General features: G+C 65.8%; 16 protein-coding genes. 12 read left to right on the plus strand and 4 right to left on the minus strand.

Annotated features, from left to right (window positions below; translation table 11 throughout):
* Nucleotides 1-76 precede the first annotated feature (76 nt).
* Complete coding sequence (locus I6F33_RS32015) at nucleotides 77-991, plus strand: peptidylprolyl isomerase (RefSeq protein WP_225145190.1); 915 nt, start codon at nucleotides 77-79, stop codon at nucleotides 989-991.
* Nucleotides 992-1,091: 100 nt separating this feature from the next.
* Nucleotides 1,092-2,333 carry a bifunctional glutamate N-acetyltransferase/amino-acid acetyltransferase ArgJ gene (argJ, locus tag I6F33_RS32020; protein WP_036014660.1) on the plus strand — a complete coding sequence of 414 codons (1,242 nt, stop codon included), beginning with the start codon at nucleotides 1,092-1,094 and terminating at the stop codon, nucleotides 2,331-2,333.
* Nucleotides 2,334-2,376: 43 nt separating this feature from the next.
* Here the strand turns inward: argJ and I6F33_RS32025 are convergent, their stop codons facing one another.
* A complete protein-coding gene (locus I6F33_RS32025) occupies nucleotides 2,377-3,702 on the minus strand; it encodes a TadE/TadG family type IV pilus assembly protein (protein WP_225145191.1) in 1,326 nt (441 codons plus the stop codon).
* A gap of 137 nt (nucleotides 3,703-3,839) precedes the next feature.
* Here I6F33_RS32025 and I6F33_RS32030 point away from each other — a divergent pair, with 137 nt between their 5' ends.
* On the plus strand, nucleotides 3,840-4,250 hold the full coding sequence (locus I6F33_RS32030) for a (deoxy)nucleoside triphosphate pyrophosphohydrolase (protein WP_036014656.1): 411 nt from the start codon (nucleotides 3,840-3,842) through the stop codon (nucleotides 4,248-4,250).
* Between the two features lie 120 nt (nucleotides 4,251-4,370).
* On the opposite strand, the gene I6F33_RS32035 is transcribed toward I6F33_RS32030, so the two are convergent.
* Nucleotides 4,371-5,219 (minus strand): methyltransferase domain-containing protein, encoded by an 849-nt coding sequence (locus I6F33_RS32035; protein WP_225145192.1) that lies wholly within the window; start codon nucleotides 5,217-5,219, stop codon nucleotides 4,371-4,373.
* A 64-nt stretch (nucleotides 5,220-5,283) separates the two neighbouring features.
* On the opposite strand from I6F33_RS32035, the gene I6F33_RS32040 reads away from it, so the two are divergent.
* From I6F33_RS32040 to I6F33_RS32055, 4 genes are read left to right on the plus strand one after another with little or no spacing between them, the layout of a single operon-like run.
* Nucleotides 5,284-6,093, plus strand: a complete 810-nt coding sequence (locus I6F33_RS32040) for a ComF family protein (protein ID WP_225145193.1) — start codon at nucleotides 5,284-5,286, stop codon at nucleotides 6,091-6,093.
* Between the two features lie 34 nt (nucleotides 6,094-6,127).
* Complete coding sequence (gene grxC, locus I6F33_RS32045) at nucleotides 6,128-6,403, plus strand: glutaredoxin 3 (RefSeq protein WP_036026245.1); 276 nt, start codon at nucleotides 6,128-6,130, stop codon at nucleotides 6,401-6,403.
* Nucleotides 6,400-7,278, plus strand: a complete 879-nt coding sequence (locus I6F33_RS32050) for a carbon-nitrogen hydrolase family protein (protein ID WP_036014649.1) — start codon at nucleotides 6,400-6,402, stop codon at nucleotides 7,276-7,278. The genes grxC and I6F33_RS32050 overlap by 4 nt, the downstream gene beginning before the upstream one ends.
* The gene (locus tag I6F33_RS32055) at nucleotides 7,275-7,757 is read left to right on the plus strand and encodes a DUF1178 family protein (protein WP_225145194.1); all 483 of its coding nucleotides are present in this window, start codon (nucleotides 7,275-7,277) and stop codon (nucleotides 7,755-7,757) included. The genes I6F33_RS32050 and I6F33_RS32055 overlap by 4 nt, the downstream gene beginning before the upstream one ends.
* On the opposite strand, the gene I6F33_RS32060 is transcribed toward I6F33_RS32055, so the two are convergent.
* Nucleotides 7,754-8,653 carry an EamA family transporter gene (locus I6F33_RS32060; protein WP_225145195.1) on the minus strand — a complete coding sequence of 300 codons (900 nt, stop codon included), beginning with the start codon at nucleotides 8,651-8,653 and terminating at the stop codon, nucleotides 7,754-7,756. The two genes, I6F33_RS32055 and I6F33_RS32060, sit on opposite strands and share 4 nt — an antisense overlap.
* A gap of 140 nt (nucleotides 8,654-8,793) precedes the next feature.
* Nucleotides 8,794-9,447 (minus strand): DedA family protein, encoded by a 654-nt coding sequence (locus tag I6F33_RS32065; protein WP_225145196.1) that lies wholly within the window; start codon nucleotides 9,445-9,447, stop codon nucleotides 8,794-8,796.
* Between the two features lie 294 nt (nucleotides 9,448-9,741).
* Between I6F33_RS32065 and cobS the strand changes: the two genes are divergently transcribed.
* The 5 genes from cobS to I6F33_RS32090 all read left to right on the plus strand — a co-directional run bounded on the left by cobS (nucleotide 9,742) and on the right by I6F33_RS32090 (nucleotide 16,225).
* The gene (gene cobS / locus I6F33_RS32070; protein ID WP_225145197.1) at nucleotides 9,742-10,740 is read left to right on the plus strand and encodes a cobaltochelatase subunit CobS; all 999 of its coding nucleotides are present in this window, start codon (nucleotides 9,742-9,744) and stop codon (nucleotides 10,738-10,740) included.
* A gap of 142 nt (nucleotides 10,741-10,882) precedes the next feature.
* Nucleotides 10,883-12,784, plus strand: coding sequence for a cobaltochelatase subunit CobT (cobT, locus tag I6F33_RS32075; protein WP_225145198.1), 1,902 nt, complete (start codon nucleotides 10,883-10,885; stop codon nucleotides 12,782-12,784).
* Nucleotides 12,781-13,884: an esterase-like activity of phytase family protein gene (locus I6F33_RS32080; protein ID WP_225145199.1), complete on the plus strand. Its 1,104-nt coding sequence runs from the start codon at nucleotides 12,781-12,783 to the stop codon at nucleotides 13,882-13,884. Before cobT ends, I6F33_RS32080 begins: the two co-directional genes overlap by 4 nt.
* Before the next feature lie 54 nt (nucleotides 13,885-13,938).
* Entirely contained in the window at nucleotides 13,939-14,907 is a 969-nt protein-coding gene (locus I6F33_RS32085) for a tripartite tricarboxylate transporter substrate binding protein (protein WP_225145200.1), read from the plus strand.
* Between the two features lie 205 nt (nucleotides 14,908-15,112).
* The gene (locus I6F33_RS32090; RefSeq protein WP_225145201.1) at nucleotides 15,113-16,225 is read left to right on the plus strand and encodes an NADH:flavin oxidoreductase/NADH oxidase; all 1,113 of its coding nucleotides are present in this window, start codon (nucleotides 15,113-15,115) and stop codon (nucleotides 16,223-16,225) included.
* Nucleotides 16,226-16,233 lie beyond the last annotated feature (8 nt).

Raw genomic sequence — 16,233 nt, forward strand, 5'->3', positions numbered from 1 at the left:
GCGTTGCCAAGCCCCCCTGATTGGGCGAGTGTCCGCCCCGCTCGAGCAGCCCCCTGCTTCAACATAAGGATTTTCCATGACCACCTCGTTCCCGGCAACCCAGCGCTTCCGCTCCGCGTCCGCCCTGGCTGGCAGCCTCGCTCTGGCGCTGTCCCTGGCGTTTGCGGGCCCGCTCCGGGCCGCCGATGATCCGGTGCTGGCGAAGGTCAATGGCGCGGAAATCAAGAAGAGCGACGTCACCATGGCCGAGGAGGAACTCGGGCCGAGCCTTGCCCAGATGGACCCGGCGACCAAGGACGAGAACGTCCTGTCGTTCCTGATCGACATGAAGATCGTCAGCAAGGCTGCCGAAGACAAGAAGATCGCCGACGGCGAGGAGTTCAAGAAGCGCCTGGCATTCGCCCGCAACCGGCTTCTGATGGACAGCCTGCTCGCCAGCGAGGGCAAGGCCGCGACCACGCCGGACGCCATGAAGAAGGTCTATGAGGAGGCCGCCAAGCAGATCACCGGCGAGCAGGAGGTGCGCGCCCGCCACATCCTGGTCGAAACCGAGGACGAGGCCAAGGCGGTGAAGGCCGAGCTCGGGAAGGGGGCCGATTTCGCCGAGCTCGCCAAGAAGAAGTCCAAGGACCCCGGCTCCGCCGATGGCGGCGACCTCGGCTTCTTCACCAAGGAGCAGATGGTGCCGGAATTCTCGGCCGTGGCCTTCTCGCTGGAGCCCGGCAAGATCTCCGACCCCGTGAAGTCGCAGTTCGGCTGGCACATCATCAAGGTCGAGGAAAAGCGCAACCGCAAGGCGCCCGATTTCGAGCAGGTCAAGGCCCAGATCGAGCAGTACGTGACCCGCAAGGCCCAGGCCGAGTATGTCGCCAAGCTGCGTACCGAAGCCAAGGTCGAGCGGCTGGACCAGCCGGCGCCGGATGCGTCGAAGGACGCCAAGCCGGAGGCGAAGCCGTCCGACAGCAAGATGGCGCCGCCGGCGAAGAAGTAAGAATTCGCTGTCACTTCGCGGACGCCAAGTATATCTAACGTCGCAATGGCCGGGGCTCCCCCGGCCATCTGCATGTCCAGACCCTACCAAGGCGCCCGCGATGTCCTCCTCCGTCTCTCCGCTCGCCCCCAAAACCGTCCCTGATATGCCCGTGATCGCGGGCATCCGTCTGGCGACGGCTGAAGCCGGCATCCGCTACAAGAACCGTACCGACGTGCTGCTCGCGGTGATGGACAAGGGCACTGCCGTCGCCGGCGTCTTCACCAGGTCAAAGTGTCCCTCGGCCCCGGTGGAATGGTGCCGCGCCAAGCTGAAGGGCGGCAAGGCGCGCGCGCTCGTGGTCAATTCCGGCAATGCCAACGCCTTCACCGGCAAGACCGGCCGCGCCTCCACCGCGCTGACGGCGAAGATCGCAGCCAAGGCGGTCGGCTGCAGCGAGAGCGAAATCTTCCTGGCCTCGACCGGCGTGATCGGCGAGCCGCTGGATGCCACCAAGTTCGACGGCGTGCTCGGTCGCCTCGCCGAAGCCGCCGAGCCCGGCGATTACCTGGCCGCGGCCAAGGCGATCATGACCACCGACACCTTCCCGAAAGTGGCGACCGCGACCGTCAAGCTCGGCAAGGCCAAGGTCACCATCAACGGCATGGCCAAGGGCGCCGGCATGATCGCGCCCGACATGGCGACGATGCTGTCCTTCATCTTCACTGACGCGCCGATCGCGCCCGCCGCGCTGCAGGCGCTGCTCAAGAGCGGCGTCGAGGACACGTTCAACGCCGTGACCATCGACGGCGATACCTCGACATCGGATACGCTGCTGGCTTTCGCCACCGGCGCCGCCGCTGAGCACGGCGCGCCAAAGATCAGCCGCGCCAGCGACCCGCGCCTGAAGGCCTTCGTCAAGGCGTTCAACCAGGTGCTCGCCAATCTCGCCGAGCAGGTCGCCCGCGACGGCGAAGGCGCGCGCAAGCTGGTCGAGATCACCGTGGAGGGCGCCAAGACCAAGGCCTCGGCCCGCAAGATCGCGATGTCGATCGCGAACTCGCCGCTGGTGAAGACCGCGATCGCCGGCGAGGATGCCAATTGGGGCCGCGTGGTGATGGCCGTCGGCAAGGCCGGCGAGCCGGCCGATCGCGACAAGCTGTCGATCTCGTTCAACGGCATCCGCGTCGCCAAGCGCGGGGCGCGCGATCCCGATTATGACGAAGCGCAGGTGTCGGAAGCGATGAAGGCGCCGGAGATTGCGATTCTGGTGTCGCTCGGCCTCGGCAAAGGCCGCGACCGCGTCATGACCTGCGACCTCACCAAGGAATATGTGGCGATCAACGGGGACTACAGGTCGTAGGTCTTCTCCCTCTCCCCGTTCTTACGGGGAGAGGTGAGCGCCATCATCCGGAGATCCGCGCGTCCGCGACCGCCTTCTTGAACAGCGCGTTCATGGCGTCCGCGATGCCTTGCGTCGGGCTGACCTCGAAATACAGGCCCGGCGAAGCGCAGCTCTGCATGTTCTGTGCGATCTGGCTGTTCGGCGACGGGCCATAGGGGCCGGCATTGAACGGATCGATCCACTTCATGTACCAGGGGTTGGTCGGCAGCGCGAGATACGTCGTGTACAACACCGCGACCTTGACGCCGCGATCCTTCATCGTCTTGCAAAGCGCAGGGTTGAGCGGCGACTGGCACCGCGTGCTGCCCGAGAGCGGTTTCAGGCATCCGGTGTTGCTCTCATCGGCCACGCCATCGGACACGAAGAACAGGTATTTGAGCGGACTGGCCGACGTGCCGCTTCCGGGGGAGCTGATCTCGCCGTTGATCGCAGGAAAGACCGCAGTGAATGGGGTATCTTGATCGTGATTCTCGTTCTGGCCGTTCACCGACATCAAGTCGATCTTGCCGGCCGCCGCCTTGGCGCTGGAGAGAGAGGCCGACAACGAAAACAGACTGCGCAGGCCGAGCGAACTTGCAGAGCCGCCGAAATCATAGATCGCCATTCTGAACTGGTTTGAATAGGTCTCGGTGGCGTTTGCCGTATCCATCAAGGACTCGGTGGCGCTCCGAAGCACGTCGATCCGGGTGGTCACGCCAAGCTTCTTGGCAAGGTCGTAATAGTTGTTCTTGTCCTTGAGATCGTGGCAGGCGAAAGCGCACTTGTCTGACGTGTTGTTGACCATCTTCTGCACGTCGGCCGGGGTCGCACCGACGCCCATCGACGGCGAATTGTCCAGCAGCAGGTAGAAATCGATATAGAGCGGCATGCTGGCCGTCGCCTTCGACGTGCCGCTCAACGTCAGCACCGACTTGCCGATCACGCCGAGGAACATGGTGTTCAAAGTTGCGGTGAACGAAACCGTCGCGGTGACGGTCGAGCCGGATTTGACCACGGTCGGTGTGAGGCCGGTCAGCGTGTAGCCGGACTGACTGGCGCGATTGGCATTGAAGATGTTCGTGGCGTCCGTGACGCCGACCGAAATCGAGCCGTCCGCAGTCATGTTGCCGGCGGCCTTGAAGGCGGGCGAAGCCTTGGCGATCGAGCCGACACTGGCGGCATCCGCCGCGGCCTGAAGCTTGGACCGGATCAGCGTCGCGCGCGAATAGTCGATGGCGCAGCCGACCGCACTGATCAGGGGAACGCAGGCGAGTGCGAAAATCACTGCGATATTGCCGCGCCGGTCGTCAACGAACCGGCGGAGGAGAGCCGAAAGCGCAGCGCGCATGAGGTGGCCTGGAGTGGTTTAAAGAGTTCCCACTCTAGGAACTGCGGATTAAATATGACTTATGGTGACCTTGGAAACGTAGACTGCAACGAGGTTAACAAACCGTTGCAAACGATCTCAGCGAGCGACAGACGCGCATGGCCGATCTTAAACTGACACTGGTGGTGGCCTGCGCGCTCGTCGACGCCGACAAACGCGTCCTGATCGCGCAGCGCCCGGAAGGAAAGGCCCTGGCCGGCCTGTGGGAATTCCCCGGCGGCAAGCTCGAGCCGGGCGAGCGGCCGGAGCAGAGCCTGATCCGGGAGCTTCATGAGGAGCTCGGCATCAACGTCGCCGAGCCGTGCCTCGCGCCGCTGACCTTCGCCAGCTACGGTTACGAGACCTTCCATCTGCTGATGCCGCTCTATATCTGCCGGCGCTGGGAGGGGTTGGTCACCGCACGCGAGGGCCAGAACCTTGCCTGGGTCCGCGCCAACAAGCTGCGCGATTACCCGATGCCGCCCGCGGACATTCCGCTGATCCCGCATCTGATCGATTTGTTGATGTGAGGTCGAAGGGTACCGCTCTCTGGCGTCATGCCCGGGCTTGTCCCGGGCATCCACGGCCTTCGTGCCAGCCTGAAAGACGTGGATGGCCGGGACAAGCCCGGCCATGACGGAAGAGAAAGATCACTCCTTCCCCGCCTTCTTCACCGCCTCCGCCAGGCTCGCTTTCGCCGACCCCGGCTTCAGCGGCTGCTGCTGGCTCGCATGCGGAGCCCAGCCCGAGAGCCAGACGATGTCGAAGGTCGCGCGGATGCGGCCGTCGGCATCGGCAAAACGCTCGGCGTAGATCTCGGCCATGCGCAGCAGCGTCGCGCGGCGCGTCGGTGTCCGCCGCCGCTCGATCAGCACGTTGGCCGCACCCATGCGGCGGAGATCCTGCATCAACGCGAACGCATTGGCATAGCGCACCACGACACGGTCGACGTCGGTCACCGGCAGCGCAAAGCCCGCCCGCTGCAATAGCGCACCGATGTCGCGAAGGTCAGCGAACGGCGCCACGCGCGGCGACACACCGCCCTCGCATTCGGCTTCCGCCGCGGCAAAGGCCTGCCGCAGCTCGGTGAGGCTGTCGCCGCCGATCATGGCAGCAAGCAGCAGCCCGTCCGGCTTGAGTGCCCGGCGGATTTGCGCGAGCACGCCCGGCAGGTCGTTGACGTATTGCAGCGCCAGCGCCGAGACGACGAGATCGAGGCTCTCAGGCGCGAGGGGCAACTTCTCCGCGCCGGCCGCGTCGAGCGCGATGTGTACGATGGAGGGAAGCCGCGTGCGCAACGCCGCCAGTCCCGCGCCGGGCGTCCAGAGGTCGGCGGGAGCGTGAAACTCCCGCATCACCGCTGCCAAGCGGTCGGACATGTCCTCGGCGACCCGCTCGAGCAGGAATGTGACCGCGCCTTGGGCCTGGGCGCGCTGCTGCCGCCTCTGCAGCAAGGCACGATCAAACAAGGCGGGCGGGATCTGAGCGGTCCGGACCATGCCGCTGGTTACGCCGATCTCCACAGTTCTGGCAATCCGCTGCGTGCAGCGTTAGCCTCCCCACATGGAAGCCGACGCTCCCCCCATCCGTTCCATCGCCGCACCGCTGCGGAGCGCGTGGACGGCCGGCCGCCACGTGCTGGCGCGGGCGGCGCGGCTCACGCTCGACATCGCCCTGCCGACACAGTGCGTATCGTGCCGGGAGCCGGTTGATGGCGAGGGCGTTTGCGCTTCCTGCTGGGCGCGGCTGTCGTTCATCGAGCGGCCCTATTGCCCGCGGCTCGGCATTCCCTTCGTCTACGACCCCGGCCCCGAGATGCTGTCGATGGAGGCGATCGCGAGCCCGCCGGCTTACCAGCGCGCTCGCGCGGCGGTGCGCTACGACGACGTCGCGCGCACGCTGGTGCATGCGCTGAAGTATCAGGACCGTACCGATCTGGCGCCGGCCATGGGCCGCTGGATGGCGCGCGCGGGCGGCGAGTTGCTGACCGGCGCCGACATGCTGGTGCCCGTGCCCCTGCATTGGCGGCGGGCCTGGCGGCGCCGTTACAACCAGTCCGGCGCGCTCGCGCGCGTCATCGAGCGGCAGAGCGGGATCAAGGTGCGGGGCGACGTGCTGCGGCGGGTGCGCGCCACCGAGCAGCAGATCGGCCTGTCGCGGGCCCAGCGCGCCACCAATGTGCAAGGCGCATTCCAGGTATCTCCCGACCGTCAGGCCGAGATCCAGGGCCGCCGCGTTGTCCTGATCGACGATGTCCTGACGTCAGGGGCTACGCTCGACACCTGCGCGCGGGCCCTGCTCCGCGCCAAGGCGGCCCAGGTCGACGTGCTGGTCTTTGCCCGGGTTGTCGAGAGCGGGCCCCGTCCCATATAATTCAATGAATTCATGACATGAGAGCGCCAGACGAATGACTGCTGCTGTCGAGATCTACACCCGGCCGGGCTGCGGCTATTGTTCCGCCGCCAAGTCACTGCTGACCCGCAAGAAGGCGACCTTCACCGAATTCGACGTCGCCAAGAACCCGTCCTGGCGCCAGGAAATGTACGGCCGCGCCGGCCAGGGCTCGACCTTCCCGCAGATCTGGATCGGCGGCACCCATGTCGGCGGCTGTGACGACCTCTATGCGCTCGATCGCGAAGGCAAGCTCGATGGCATGCTCGAAAGCGTGAAGGCGGTATCATGAGCGAGAACCGCACGTTCACGGCCGCCATGGTGCAGATGCGCACCGGCCTGATGCCCGGGCCGAGCCTCGAGCAGGCTACGAAGCTGATCCGGCAGGCTGCGGCCGATGGCGCCGATTACGTGCAGACACCCGAAGTCAGCAACATGATGCAGCTGAACCGCAAGGCGCTGTTCGAGCATCTCCAGAGCGAAGAGGACGACGCCTCGCTGAAGGCCTACCGGGCGCTCGCGGCGGAGCTGAAGATTCACCTCCATGTCGGCTCGCTGGCGCTGCGCTTCTCGCCGGAGAAGGCGGTCAACCGCTCCTTCCTGATCGGGCCCGAGGGCAATGTGCTCGCGAGCTACGACAAGATCCACATGTTCGACATCGAGCTGCCGGACGGCGAGAGCTATCGCGAATCCGCCAATTACCAGCCGGGCGAGACCGCCGTGATCTCGGATCTGCCCTGGGGCCGCATCGGCTTGACGATCTGCTACGATGTGCGCTTCCCGGCGCTGTACCGTGCGCTCGCAGAAAGCGGCGCCTATTTCATCACCGTGCCGTCCGCCTTCACCCGCAAGACCGGTGAAGCGCATTGGCACGTGCTGCTGCGAGCCCGTGCGATCGAGACCGGCTGCTTCGTCTTCGCCGCGGCGCAGGCCGGCACCCACGAGAACAAGCGCGAGACCTACGGGCATTCGCTGATCGTCGATCCTTGGGGCGAGATCCTCGCCGAAGGCGATGTCGAGCCGGGCATCATCATGGCCAGGATCGACCCGGCCAAGGTCGAGACCGCGCGCCGGGCGATTCCCTCGCTCCAGCACGGCCGCCGCTTCGGCGTCTCCGATCCCAAGGCCGGGCCGGACCATTTGCACCTCGTGCGGGGCTCGGCATGATCCGCTACGCGCTCCACTGCGACCGCAATCACGCCTTCGAAAGTTGGTTCCAGAGCTCGTCGGCCTATGATTCGCAGGTGAAGCGCAAGCTCGTGACCTGCCCGATCTGCGGCTCAGCCAAGGTCGACAAGGCGATCATGGCGCCGCGCATCGTCGGCAAGAAGGAGCGCGGCCGCGCCACGCCGCCGCCGGAGCCCGTGGCCGCGACCACACCCGAGGCTGCGCCGTCAGGGCCGACCTCGCTGCTGATGGCGCAGGAGCGCGAGCTGCGCGCCAAGCTGAAAGAGCTGCGCGACCACATCGTTAAGAATGCCGACAATGTCGGCGAGCGCTTCGCCAACGAAGCCCGCGCCATGCATTACGGCGACAAGGAGCATCGTCCGATCTATGGCGAAGCCTCGCCCGAAGAGGCGAAGTCGCTGATTGACGAAGGCATCGAGGTCTCACCGCTGCCGACCCTGCCGGAAGACCGGAATTAAGCTCCCACCAGCACAGCGACTCCGACGACGATCAGCGCAATGCCCGCAAGCTCGCGCGGTGCGATCGGCTGCTTGAACGAGTAATACGCCACGGCTTGCGCGAACAGCACCTCGATCAGCGCGAGCGTGCGGACGTTGGCGGCCGCCGTCAGCGCAAAGGCGAGGAACCAGAATTGCGAGGCGAAGGCGCCGATGAAGCCCGCGAGCATCGACGGTCGCCATAACCTGAGGATTCCTCGCAGCACGTCCGGCGTGCGCCAGAGCAGGTAGATCGTCAGGATCAACGTCTGCACGAACAGGCCGAGCACCAGCGTGATTGACGCCGCGGTCACGAAGGACACGCCGGGCACATTGATGATGGCGCCGCGAAAGCCGACCGCTGACAGCGCGAAGGCCGCCGCGGCAACGAGGCCGGTGATGGTCGGCTTCAGCTCGGCAAAGCTCTTGTCGCCGCCGGGGCGGAGCGCGGTGATGACGACGCCGACGGTGGCGATCATGATCGCGAGCACCTTCAGCCAGGTCAGGTGATCGCCGAGGAAGACGAAGCCGAATATCGCGGTCTGGATCGCCTCGGTCTTCAGGTAGGCCGTCGTCACGACAAACGAGCGGTCGTTCATCGCGAGCAGCATCAGCCCGGTGGCGACGATCTGGCTGAGCGCGCCCAACAGCAGCCATGGCCAGAACACGGCTGGCGGCGGGCTCAGATGATCGCCGGTCGCGAGCAGCACCAGCCCCAGGAACAGCAGCGAGAACGGAAAGCCGAACAGGAAGCGGATATTGGTCGCGCCCCAGGTCCCCAGCGGCTTCGTCAACGACCGCTGCATCGCATTGCGCGCGACCTGCCCGAGCGCGGCAACGATGGTGAAGGGAATCCAGAGGCTGGCGATGGTGAACATGGGGTGGCGGGCGCGAGGATCCGGGCCAACGTGCCGCTAGCGGTGGAGCAGGTCAATCACACGGATGTCATGGGTGCGATGCTCTCGCACAAACTCGGTGCCTGCGAACGCAGGGACGACGGTTGTGATGTGGCGTCTGCCTAAACCTGCGGCTTGGCCGTCGCGCCGCCATACCGTCGGCGATAGATCCACATCCCCACGCCCAGCACGATCGCAACCCCTGCAACGGTCAGCATCCACATGTGCTTGCCGACATGCGCATGATGATGCAGCCCGGCATATTCATGCAGGGCCGACACGGCCAAGACGCCCGGCAGCACATGGGCGGGCGCCCAGGCCAGGATCGCCGGGATGTTCACGGCATAGAATTTCGTGGGCGCCATGCCCAGCGCGCCGGCGGTCACGGGCACGAAGGCGCGGATCGGGGGCACGAAGCGGGCGAAGAACACGGCCCAGGTGCCGAAGCGGTTGAAGAAGTTTTCGCTCTCCGCGACCACGCGTGGATAATTGGTCAGCGGCCAGGTGTTGAGGATCTCGCGCTGCCGCCTGTGCCCGATCCAATAGGCCGCCCCGTCGCCGAGTACGGCACCAGTTGCGGCCGCCAAGAGCACCCATGGCAGCTGCAATTCGCCGCCGGGGATCAGGGCGCTCAGCGCCAGGATGATGGTCGAGCCGGGGATCACCGATCCCACCACCGGAACGGCTTCGAGCAGCGCCGCCAGGAACAGGGTCAGATAGGCCAGCCACGCATGGGCGGAAACGAAGGCGATGAGGGGATCGAGGAAGGACGTCACGTCGTCTCTTGAAGGGCTGGAGCATGAGGGCTTCGGACCCTACATAAGTAACTGCATACGGCCAAAGTACCATTCGCACGGATTGGGGCCGACCCGCCCGAATTTCGGCGTGATTCGCAAGGCAGCCCTCCAAAAACTGCGTTCCTTGCCTATCTAAATGAAAAGACAACGGAACTTTGATTGGTGGGCGGGCTTCTGCCGGCTCGTTGTCTCTGATAGGTTGATTTTCAGCACCCAGCCGCAGCCAACGTGCGAATAACCGGTTTCGGGACCGCCCGGGACCTCGGAGGATTGATGACGACCGCCGCCCTGTCCAAAGTTGAGGAAGTTTCCGGCCTGCCCGACATGAAGGTGTCGGTGCGCCAGGTGTTCGGGATCGACAGTGATCTCGAAGTCCCGGCCTATTCCGAAGTCGATCCTCATGTGCCCGAAGTGGATTCCGATTACCGCTTCGACCGCGCCACCACGCTGGCCATTCTCGCGGGCTTTGCCAGGAACCGCCGCGTGATGGTGACCGGCTATCACGGCACCGGCAAATCCACCCATATCGAGCAGGTCGCGGCACGTCTGAACTGGCCCTGCGTGCGCGTCAACCTCGACAGCCACATCAGCCGTATCGACCTCGTCGGCAAGGACTCGATCGTGGTCCGCGACGGCAAGCAGGTCACCGAATTCCGCGACGGCATCCTGCCCTGGGCGCTGCAGAACAACGTCGCGCTGGTGTTCGACGAATACGACGCCGGCCGCCCGGACGTCATGTTCGTGATCCAGCGCGTGCTGGAGGTTTCGGGCCGCCTGACGCTCTTGGACCAGAACAAGGTGATCAAGCCGCATCCGGCGTTCCGGCTGTTCGCCACCGCCAACACCGTCGGCCTCGGCGACACCTCGGGCCTCTATCACGGCACCCAGCAGATCAACCAGGGCCAGATGGACCGCTGGTCGATCGTCACCACGCTGAACTATCTCGGCCACGACGAGGAAGTCGAGATCGTGCTGGCCAAGGCCAAGCACTATCGCACGCAGGAGGGCCGCGACATCGTCAACAAGATGGTGCGCCTCGCCGATCTCACCCGCAACGCCTTCGCCAATGGCGATCTGTCGACGGTGATGAGCCCGCGCACGGTGATCACCTGGGCGGAAAACTCCGACATCTTCGGCGATATCGGCTTTGCGTTCCGCGTCACCTTCCTCAACAAATGCGACGAGCTCGAACGGCCCTTGGTCGCCGAGTTCTACCAGCGCTGCTTCAATGCGGAGCTGCCGGAATCGGCAGTCAACGTCGCGCTGAGCTGATCTCTCACGGTGTGTCGTCCCGGCGAAGGCCGGGACCCATACCGCGTGATATCTCGATTGAAGCGACGCTGATAGTTTCCTGACACAAGAGCGGCCGGTGGTTATGGGTCCCGGCCTTCGCCGGGACGACAGATAGGGTCAGATGACCACCTCCAACTCCAAATTCCGCAGCAACAAGGAAGCACCGACCGAGCCGTTCAAGCGCTCGGTCGCCTCCTGTCTGAAGGCGATCGCAAAGGCGCCCGAGCTCGACGTCTCCTTCGCGGCCGAGCGCCCGGGACTTGCGCCCGGCAAGGCGCGGCTGCCCGAGCCCGCGCGCAAGATGACGAAGCGTGACGCCGCGATCGTGCGCGGCCATGCCGATTCCATCGCGCTCAAGATCGCCTGTCACGATCCCAAGGTTCACCGCAAGCTGATGCCCGGCAATCCGCAGGCGCGCGGCGTGTTCGAGGCGGTGGAGCAGGCCCGCGTCGAGGCGATCGGCGCGCGCCGCATGGCGGGCGTTGCCAAGAACCTCACCGCGATGCTCGACGACCATTTCCACCGCGGCAAGTTCGACGAGATCACCGACCGCGCCGACGCGCCGCTGGCGGACGCGCTGGCGATGCTGGTGCGCGAGCGCCTCACCGGCATGGCGCCGCCGACGGCGGCCAAGAAGATGGTCGATCTCTGGCGACCGATCCTCGAAGACAAGATCGGCAAGCGGCTCGATCGGCTCGACGGCGTGCTCGAGGATCAGACCAAGTTCGGCGATGCCGTGCATGACCTGCTGTCGGCACTCGAGCTCGGCGACGAGCGCAACGCCGACAGCGAGGACAATGACGAGAACGAGGAGAACCAGGACGGCGACAACGACCAGTCCGGCGCCGAAGGCTCGCCCGATTCCGACGCCGCGCAGGAGATGAGCGCCGACCAGGCGCAGGCAACCAGCGAGGAGATGAGCGAGAGCGCGATGGAAAGCGCGCAGGCCTCGACCTCCGACACCTTCGACGATGGCGAGCTCGGTGACGACGAGACGCCGGGCGAGGCGACGCGCCCGAACCAGCACGGCAGGAACGAGCCGCGTGGGCCGGAATATCACGCCTTCGCGCCCAAGTTCGACGAGGTTATCGCCGCCGAGGATCTCTGCGACCATGACGAGCTGGAGCGGCTGCGCGCCTATCTCGACAAGCAGCTCGCACATCTGCAAGGCATCGTCGCCCGCCTCGCCAACCGGCTGCAGCGCCGCCTGATGGCGCAACAGAATCGCGCCTGGGAATTCGATCTCGAGGAGGGCATCCTCGACCCTGCGCGGCTGTCGCGCGTCGTCACCGATCCCTATCACCCGCTGTCCTTCATGCACGAGAAGGAGGCGACGTTCCGCGACACCGTAGTGACGCTGCTGCTCGACAATTCCGGCTCCATGCGCGGCCGCCCGATCACGGTCGCCGCGACCTGTGCCGACATCCTCGCGCGCACGCTGGAGCGTTGCGGCGTCAAGGTCGAGATTCTCGGCTTCACCACGCGGGCCTGGAAGGGCGGGCAATCGCGCGAGGCGTGGCTTGCCGCCGGCAAGCCGGCCAATCCCGGCCGCCTCAACGATCTCCGCCACATCATCTACAAGTCCGCGGACGCCCCGTGGCGTCGTGCGCGGAAAAACCTGGGCCTGATGATGCGCGAGGGCCTCTTGAAGGAGAACATCGACGGCGAGGCGCTGGACTGGGCGCACAAGCGCCTGCTCGGCCGGCCCGAGCAGCGCAAGATCTTGATGATGATCTCGGACGGCGCGCCGGTCGACGATTCCACGTTGTCGGTCAATCCGGGCAATTATCTCGAGCGGCATCTGCGCCACATCATCGAGGAGATCGAGACCCGCTCGCCGGTCGAGCTGATCGCGATCGGCATCGGCCATGACGTGACGCGCTACTATCGCCGCGCGGTGACGATCGTGGACGCCGAAGAACTCGGCGGCGCCATCACCGAGAAGCTTGCCGAGCTCTTCAGCGAGACCAACACGGCGCCCACGCAAGCACCCGGTCGCCCGCGACGCAAATTGCATTCGTGAGCACGATTTCATCCCGCCGCAGCTTCGTCAGCCTCGCGGCGGCGGGATTTTCCACTCTCGCGCTGCCGCGTTTGGCGCAGGCGCAGCTGCAGCCCAAGTCCGAGCCGCCGCCGCGCGCCCTCCAGCTCGAGCACGCCGTCACCGCGCCAGTCAGCGTCGAGGTCAACGCGCGCAGCATTGCCAATTTCGAGCCGCGCGATCGCTCGCGCACGCGCTTCGGCTCGCTGGATTTTCGCAGCGGCCTGGTGCTGACCTCGCCCTATCGCGGCTTCGGCGGCCTGTCGGGCCTCCGCTTCCTCGACGCCAAGGGCGAGCGCTTTCTCGCCATCTCCGATCAGGGCGGCTGGTTCACCGGCACGATCCGCTATTCCGGCCGCGAGATGATCGGGCTCGCCGACGTCGAGGCCGCGCCGGTGCTGGGCGCGGACGGGCGGCCGATCACCGAGAAGCGGCTCTGGTACGATACCGAGTCGCTCGCGCGCGACGGCAACCTTGTCTATGTCGGGCTCGAACGCGTCAATCAGATCCTTCGCTATGATTTCGCCAAGGGCGCCACGGGCGCCCGCGGCGAAGTGATCGCCGTCCCGCCGTCCCTTCGCAAGCTGCCCTACAACAAGGGGCTGGAGGCGATGGTCGTCGTGCCCAAAGGGCAGGGACCGGGCAAGAGTCAGGCCCAGCCGCTCGCGGGCACGCTGATTGCCTTTTCCGAGCGCGGGCTCGATGCCGACGGCAACCTCCTCGCTTTCCTGATCGGCGGCTCGACGCCCGGCCAGTTCAGCGTGCGCCGCTCGGAGAATTTCGACATCAGCGACGCGGTGCTGCTGCCCTCGGGCGATCTCCTCATCCTCGAACGCAAATTTTCCTGGTTCACCGGCGTCAACATCCGCATCCGCGCGATCCCCTTGAAATCGATCGCCCCTGGCGCGCTGGTCGACGGCCCCGCTTTGTTCGCCGCCGATCTCGGCCACGAGATCGACAACATGGAAGCCATCGACGCTCACGTCACGAGCGAGGGCGAGACCCTGCTGACGCTGATCTCCGACGACAATTTCTCGATGCTGCAGCGGACTTTGCTGCTGCAATTCACGCTGGCGGAGTAGAGATCGCGCCGGAACGGTTCTTGCAGCGATCGCGAGAGTCGACCGGAGATTTCGATGACCAGGTTCCTTCGCGTGTTTTGTCTATATGCGTCCTTCTGGATCGCCGCTGCAACACAAGTCCAGGCACAAGACTGGCCGGCGCGACTGATCAAGGCGACCATTCCGTTCGGTCCGGGCAGCGCGGCGGACGTGGTGCCGCGGCTGGTGTTCGAGCATCTCTCCGCCGAACTCGGTCAGCCGATCGTGATCGAAAACCGCGCCGGCGGCGGCGGTGTGGTCGGTTCGGCGGCGGTCGCGAAGTCCGATCCCGATGGTTACAGCCTGCTCGCCCAGTCGTCGGCGCTGACCATTGCGCCCCTGATGTTCCCGAATGCGAGCTTCGACCCCAGCCGCGATCTCGCCTCGGTGTTCATGATCGGATCCGGTGCCAATGTGATGATCGTGCCGAAGGAGCGCCCTTGGAGAACCATCCAGGACTTCATCGCCGCTGCCAAGGCAAAGCCCGGTTCGATCTCGTTCGGCTCGGTCGGCATCGGCAGCGCCGTGCACATCTCGAGCGAGAAGTTCCGCTACGCCGCCGGCATCGAGGCTATTCATGTGCCGTATCGCGCCGGCCCGGAAGTGATCGCCGACATTCTCGGTGGGCGCATCGATCTGTATTTCTGCCCGCTGGCGACCGCGTTGCCGCTGATCCGCGAGGGCCAAGTGCGCGCGCTGGTGGTCTCGACACCGAAGCGCGTTGCCGAGCTGCCCGATGTGCCGACGCCGGCCGAGATCGGCTTGAAGGACGCCGACAGCGAGATCTGGTTCGGCGTGTTCGTGCCGGCGAAGACCCCGCGCGAGGTCGTCGACAAGCTGCACGCGGCCGCCGAGAAAGTCCTGGCCACGCCGGCGACGCAGGTGAGCCTGACAAAGCTCGGGCTCGAACCGAGGCCGATGAAGCCCGCCGAGATGGACGACCTCGTCAAGCGCGAGCTGGCGGCCAATCAGGAGCTGATCAAGGCCGCCGGCATCAAGCCGTAGGGGCGGGTTACGCCCGCATTCCTCCATCGTCCCGGACAAGCGAAGCGCGGATCCGGGACGACAATAGGGAGACATGTTCGCCGCGGCATCTCCAGCGCAATGCATGCCGCTGCTGGTCGCCATGCTGCCCGTGCGGCTGGCAATTCGCCGCCCACCCACTAAACTTCATGCAATCGCTTCCATTTCTCCAGCCCCGGACCCTCGCATGAGCGCCCTTTTTTCTCCGATCAAGCTGCGCGGACTGACGTTGAAGAACCGCCTCGTGGTGTCGCCGATGTGCCAATATTCGGCCGATGACGGCGTCGCCACCGACTGGCACTTCACCCACATCAACAATCTCAGCCTGTCGGGCGCGGCGATGTTCTGCATCGAGGCGACGCATGTCGAGGCGATCGGCCGTATCACGCCGGGCTGCCTCGGGCTCTACAGCGACGCCTGCGAGGCCGCGCTGAAGCCGATTCTGCATTCGGTTCGCAAGCATTCCTCCACCGCGATCGCAATGCAGCTCGCCCATGCCGGCCGCAAGGCCTCCAGCGCCCGCCCCTGGGACGGCGGCCAGCTGATCCCGGTCGAGCAGGGCGGCTGGCAGACGGTCGGGCCGTCGGCGGTGCCGCACAAGGAGGGCGAGGCCGCGCCGCTCGCGCTCGATGCCGCGGGCTTGAAGCGCATCCGCGAGGCCTTCGTCGACAGCACAAAGCGCGCCGCGCGGCTCGGCATCGACGCCATCGAGGTGCATGGCGCGCATGGCTATCTCTTGCATCAATTCCTGTCGCCGATCTCGAACCGGCGCACCGACGAATATGGCGGTAGCCTCGCGAACCGCATGCGCTTTCCGCTGGAGGTGTTCGAGGCGGTGCGCGCCGCGTTCCCCGCCGACAAGCCGGTCGGCATGCGGGTGTCGTCGACCGATTGGGTCGAGGGCAGCTGGGATCTGGCACAGACCATCGAATTCGCGAACGCACTCAAGGCGCGCGGCGTCGACTGGATCGATGCATCCTCCGGCGGCGTCTCGCCGCTGCAGAAAATCCCGCTCGGCCCCGGCTATCAGGTGCAGTTTGCAGAGGCGATCAAGCGCGAGACCGGCCTGCCCACCATCGCCGTCGGCCTGATCACCGAGTCGAAGCACGCGGAGGAGATCGTCGCGTCGGGCAAGGCCGACATGGTCGCGCTCGCCCGCGGCCTGCTCTACGATCCGCGCTGGGGTTGGCACGCCGCCGCCGAGCTCGGCGGCGTGGTCGAGGCGCCGCCGCAATACTGGCGCTCGCAGCCGTCCACGCAAAAGGCGCTGTTCGGCAAGACCACGTTCGGGGCGAGGTGAGAGCGAGT

It is taken from the genome of Bradyrhizobium sp. BRP20 (assembly GCF_020194215.1).
GTDB classification, from domain to species: Bacteria; Pseudomonadota; Alphaproteobacteria; order Rhizobiales; family Xanthobacteraceae; genus Bradyrhizobium; species Bradyrhizobium yuanmingense.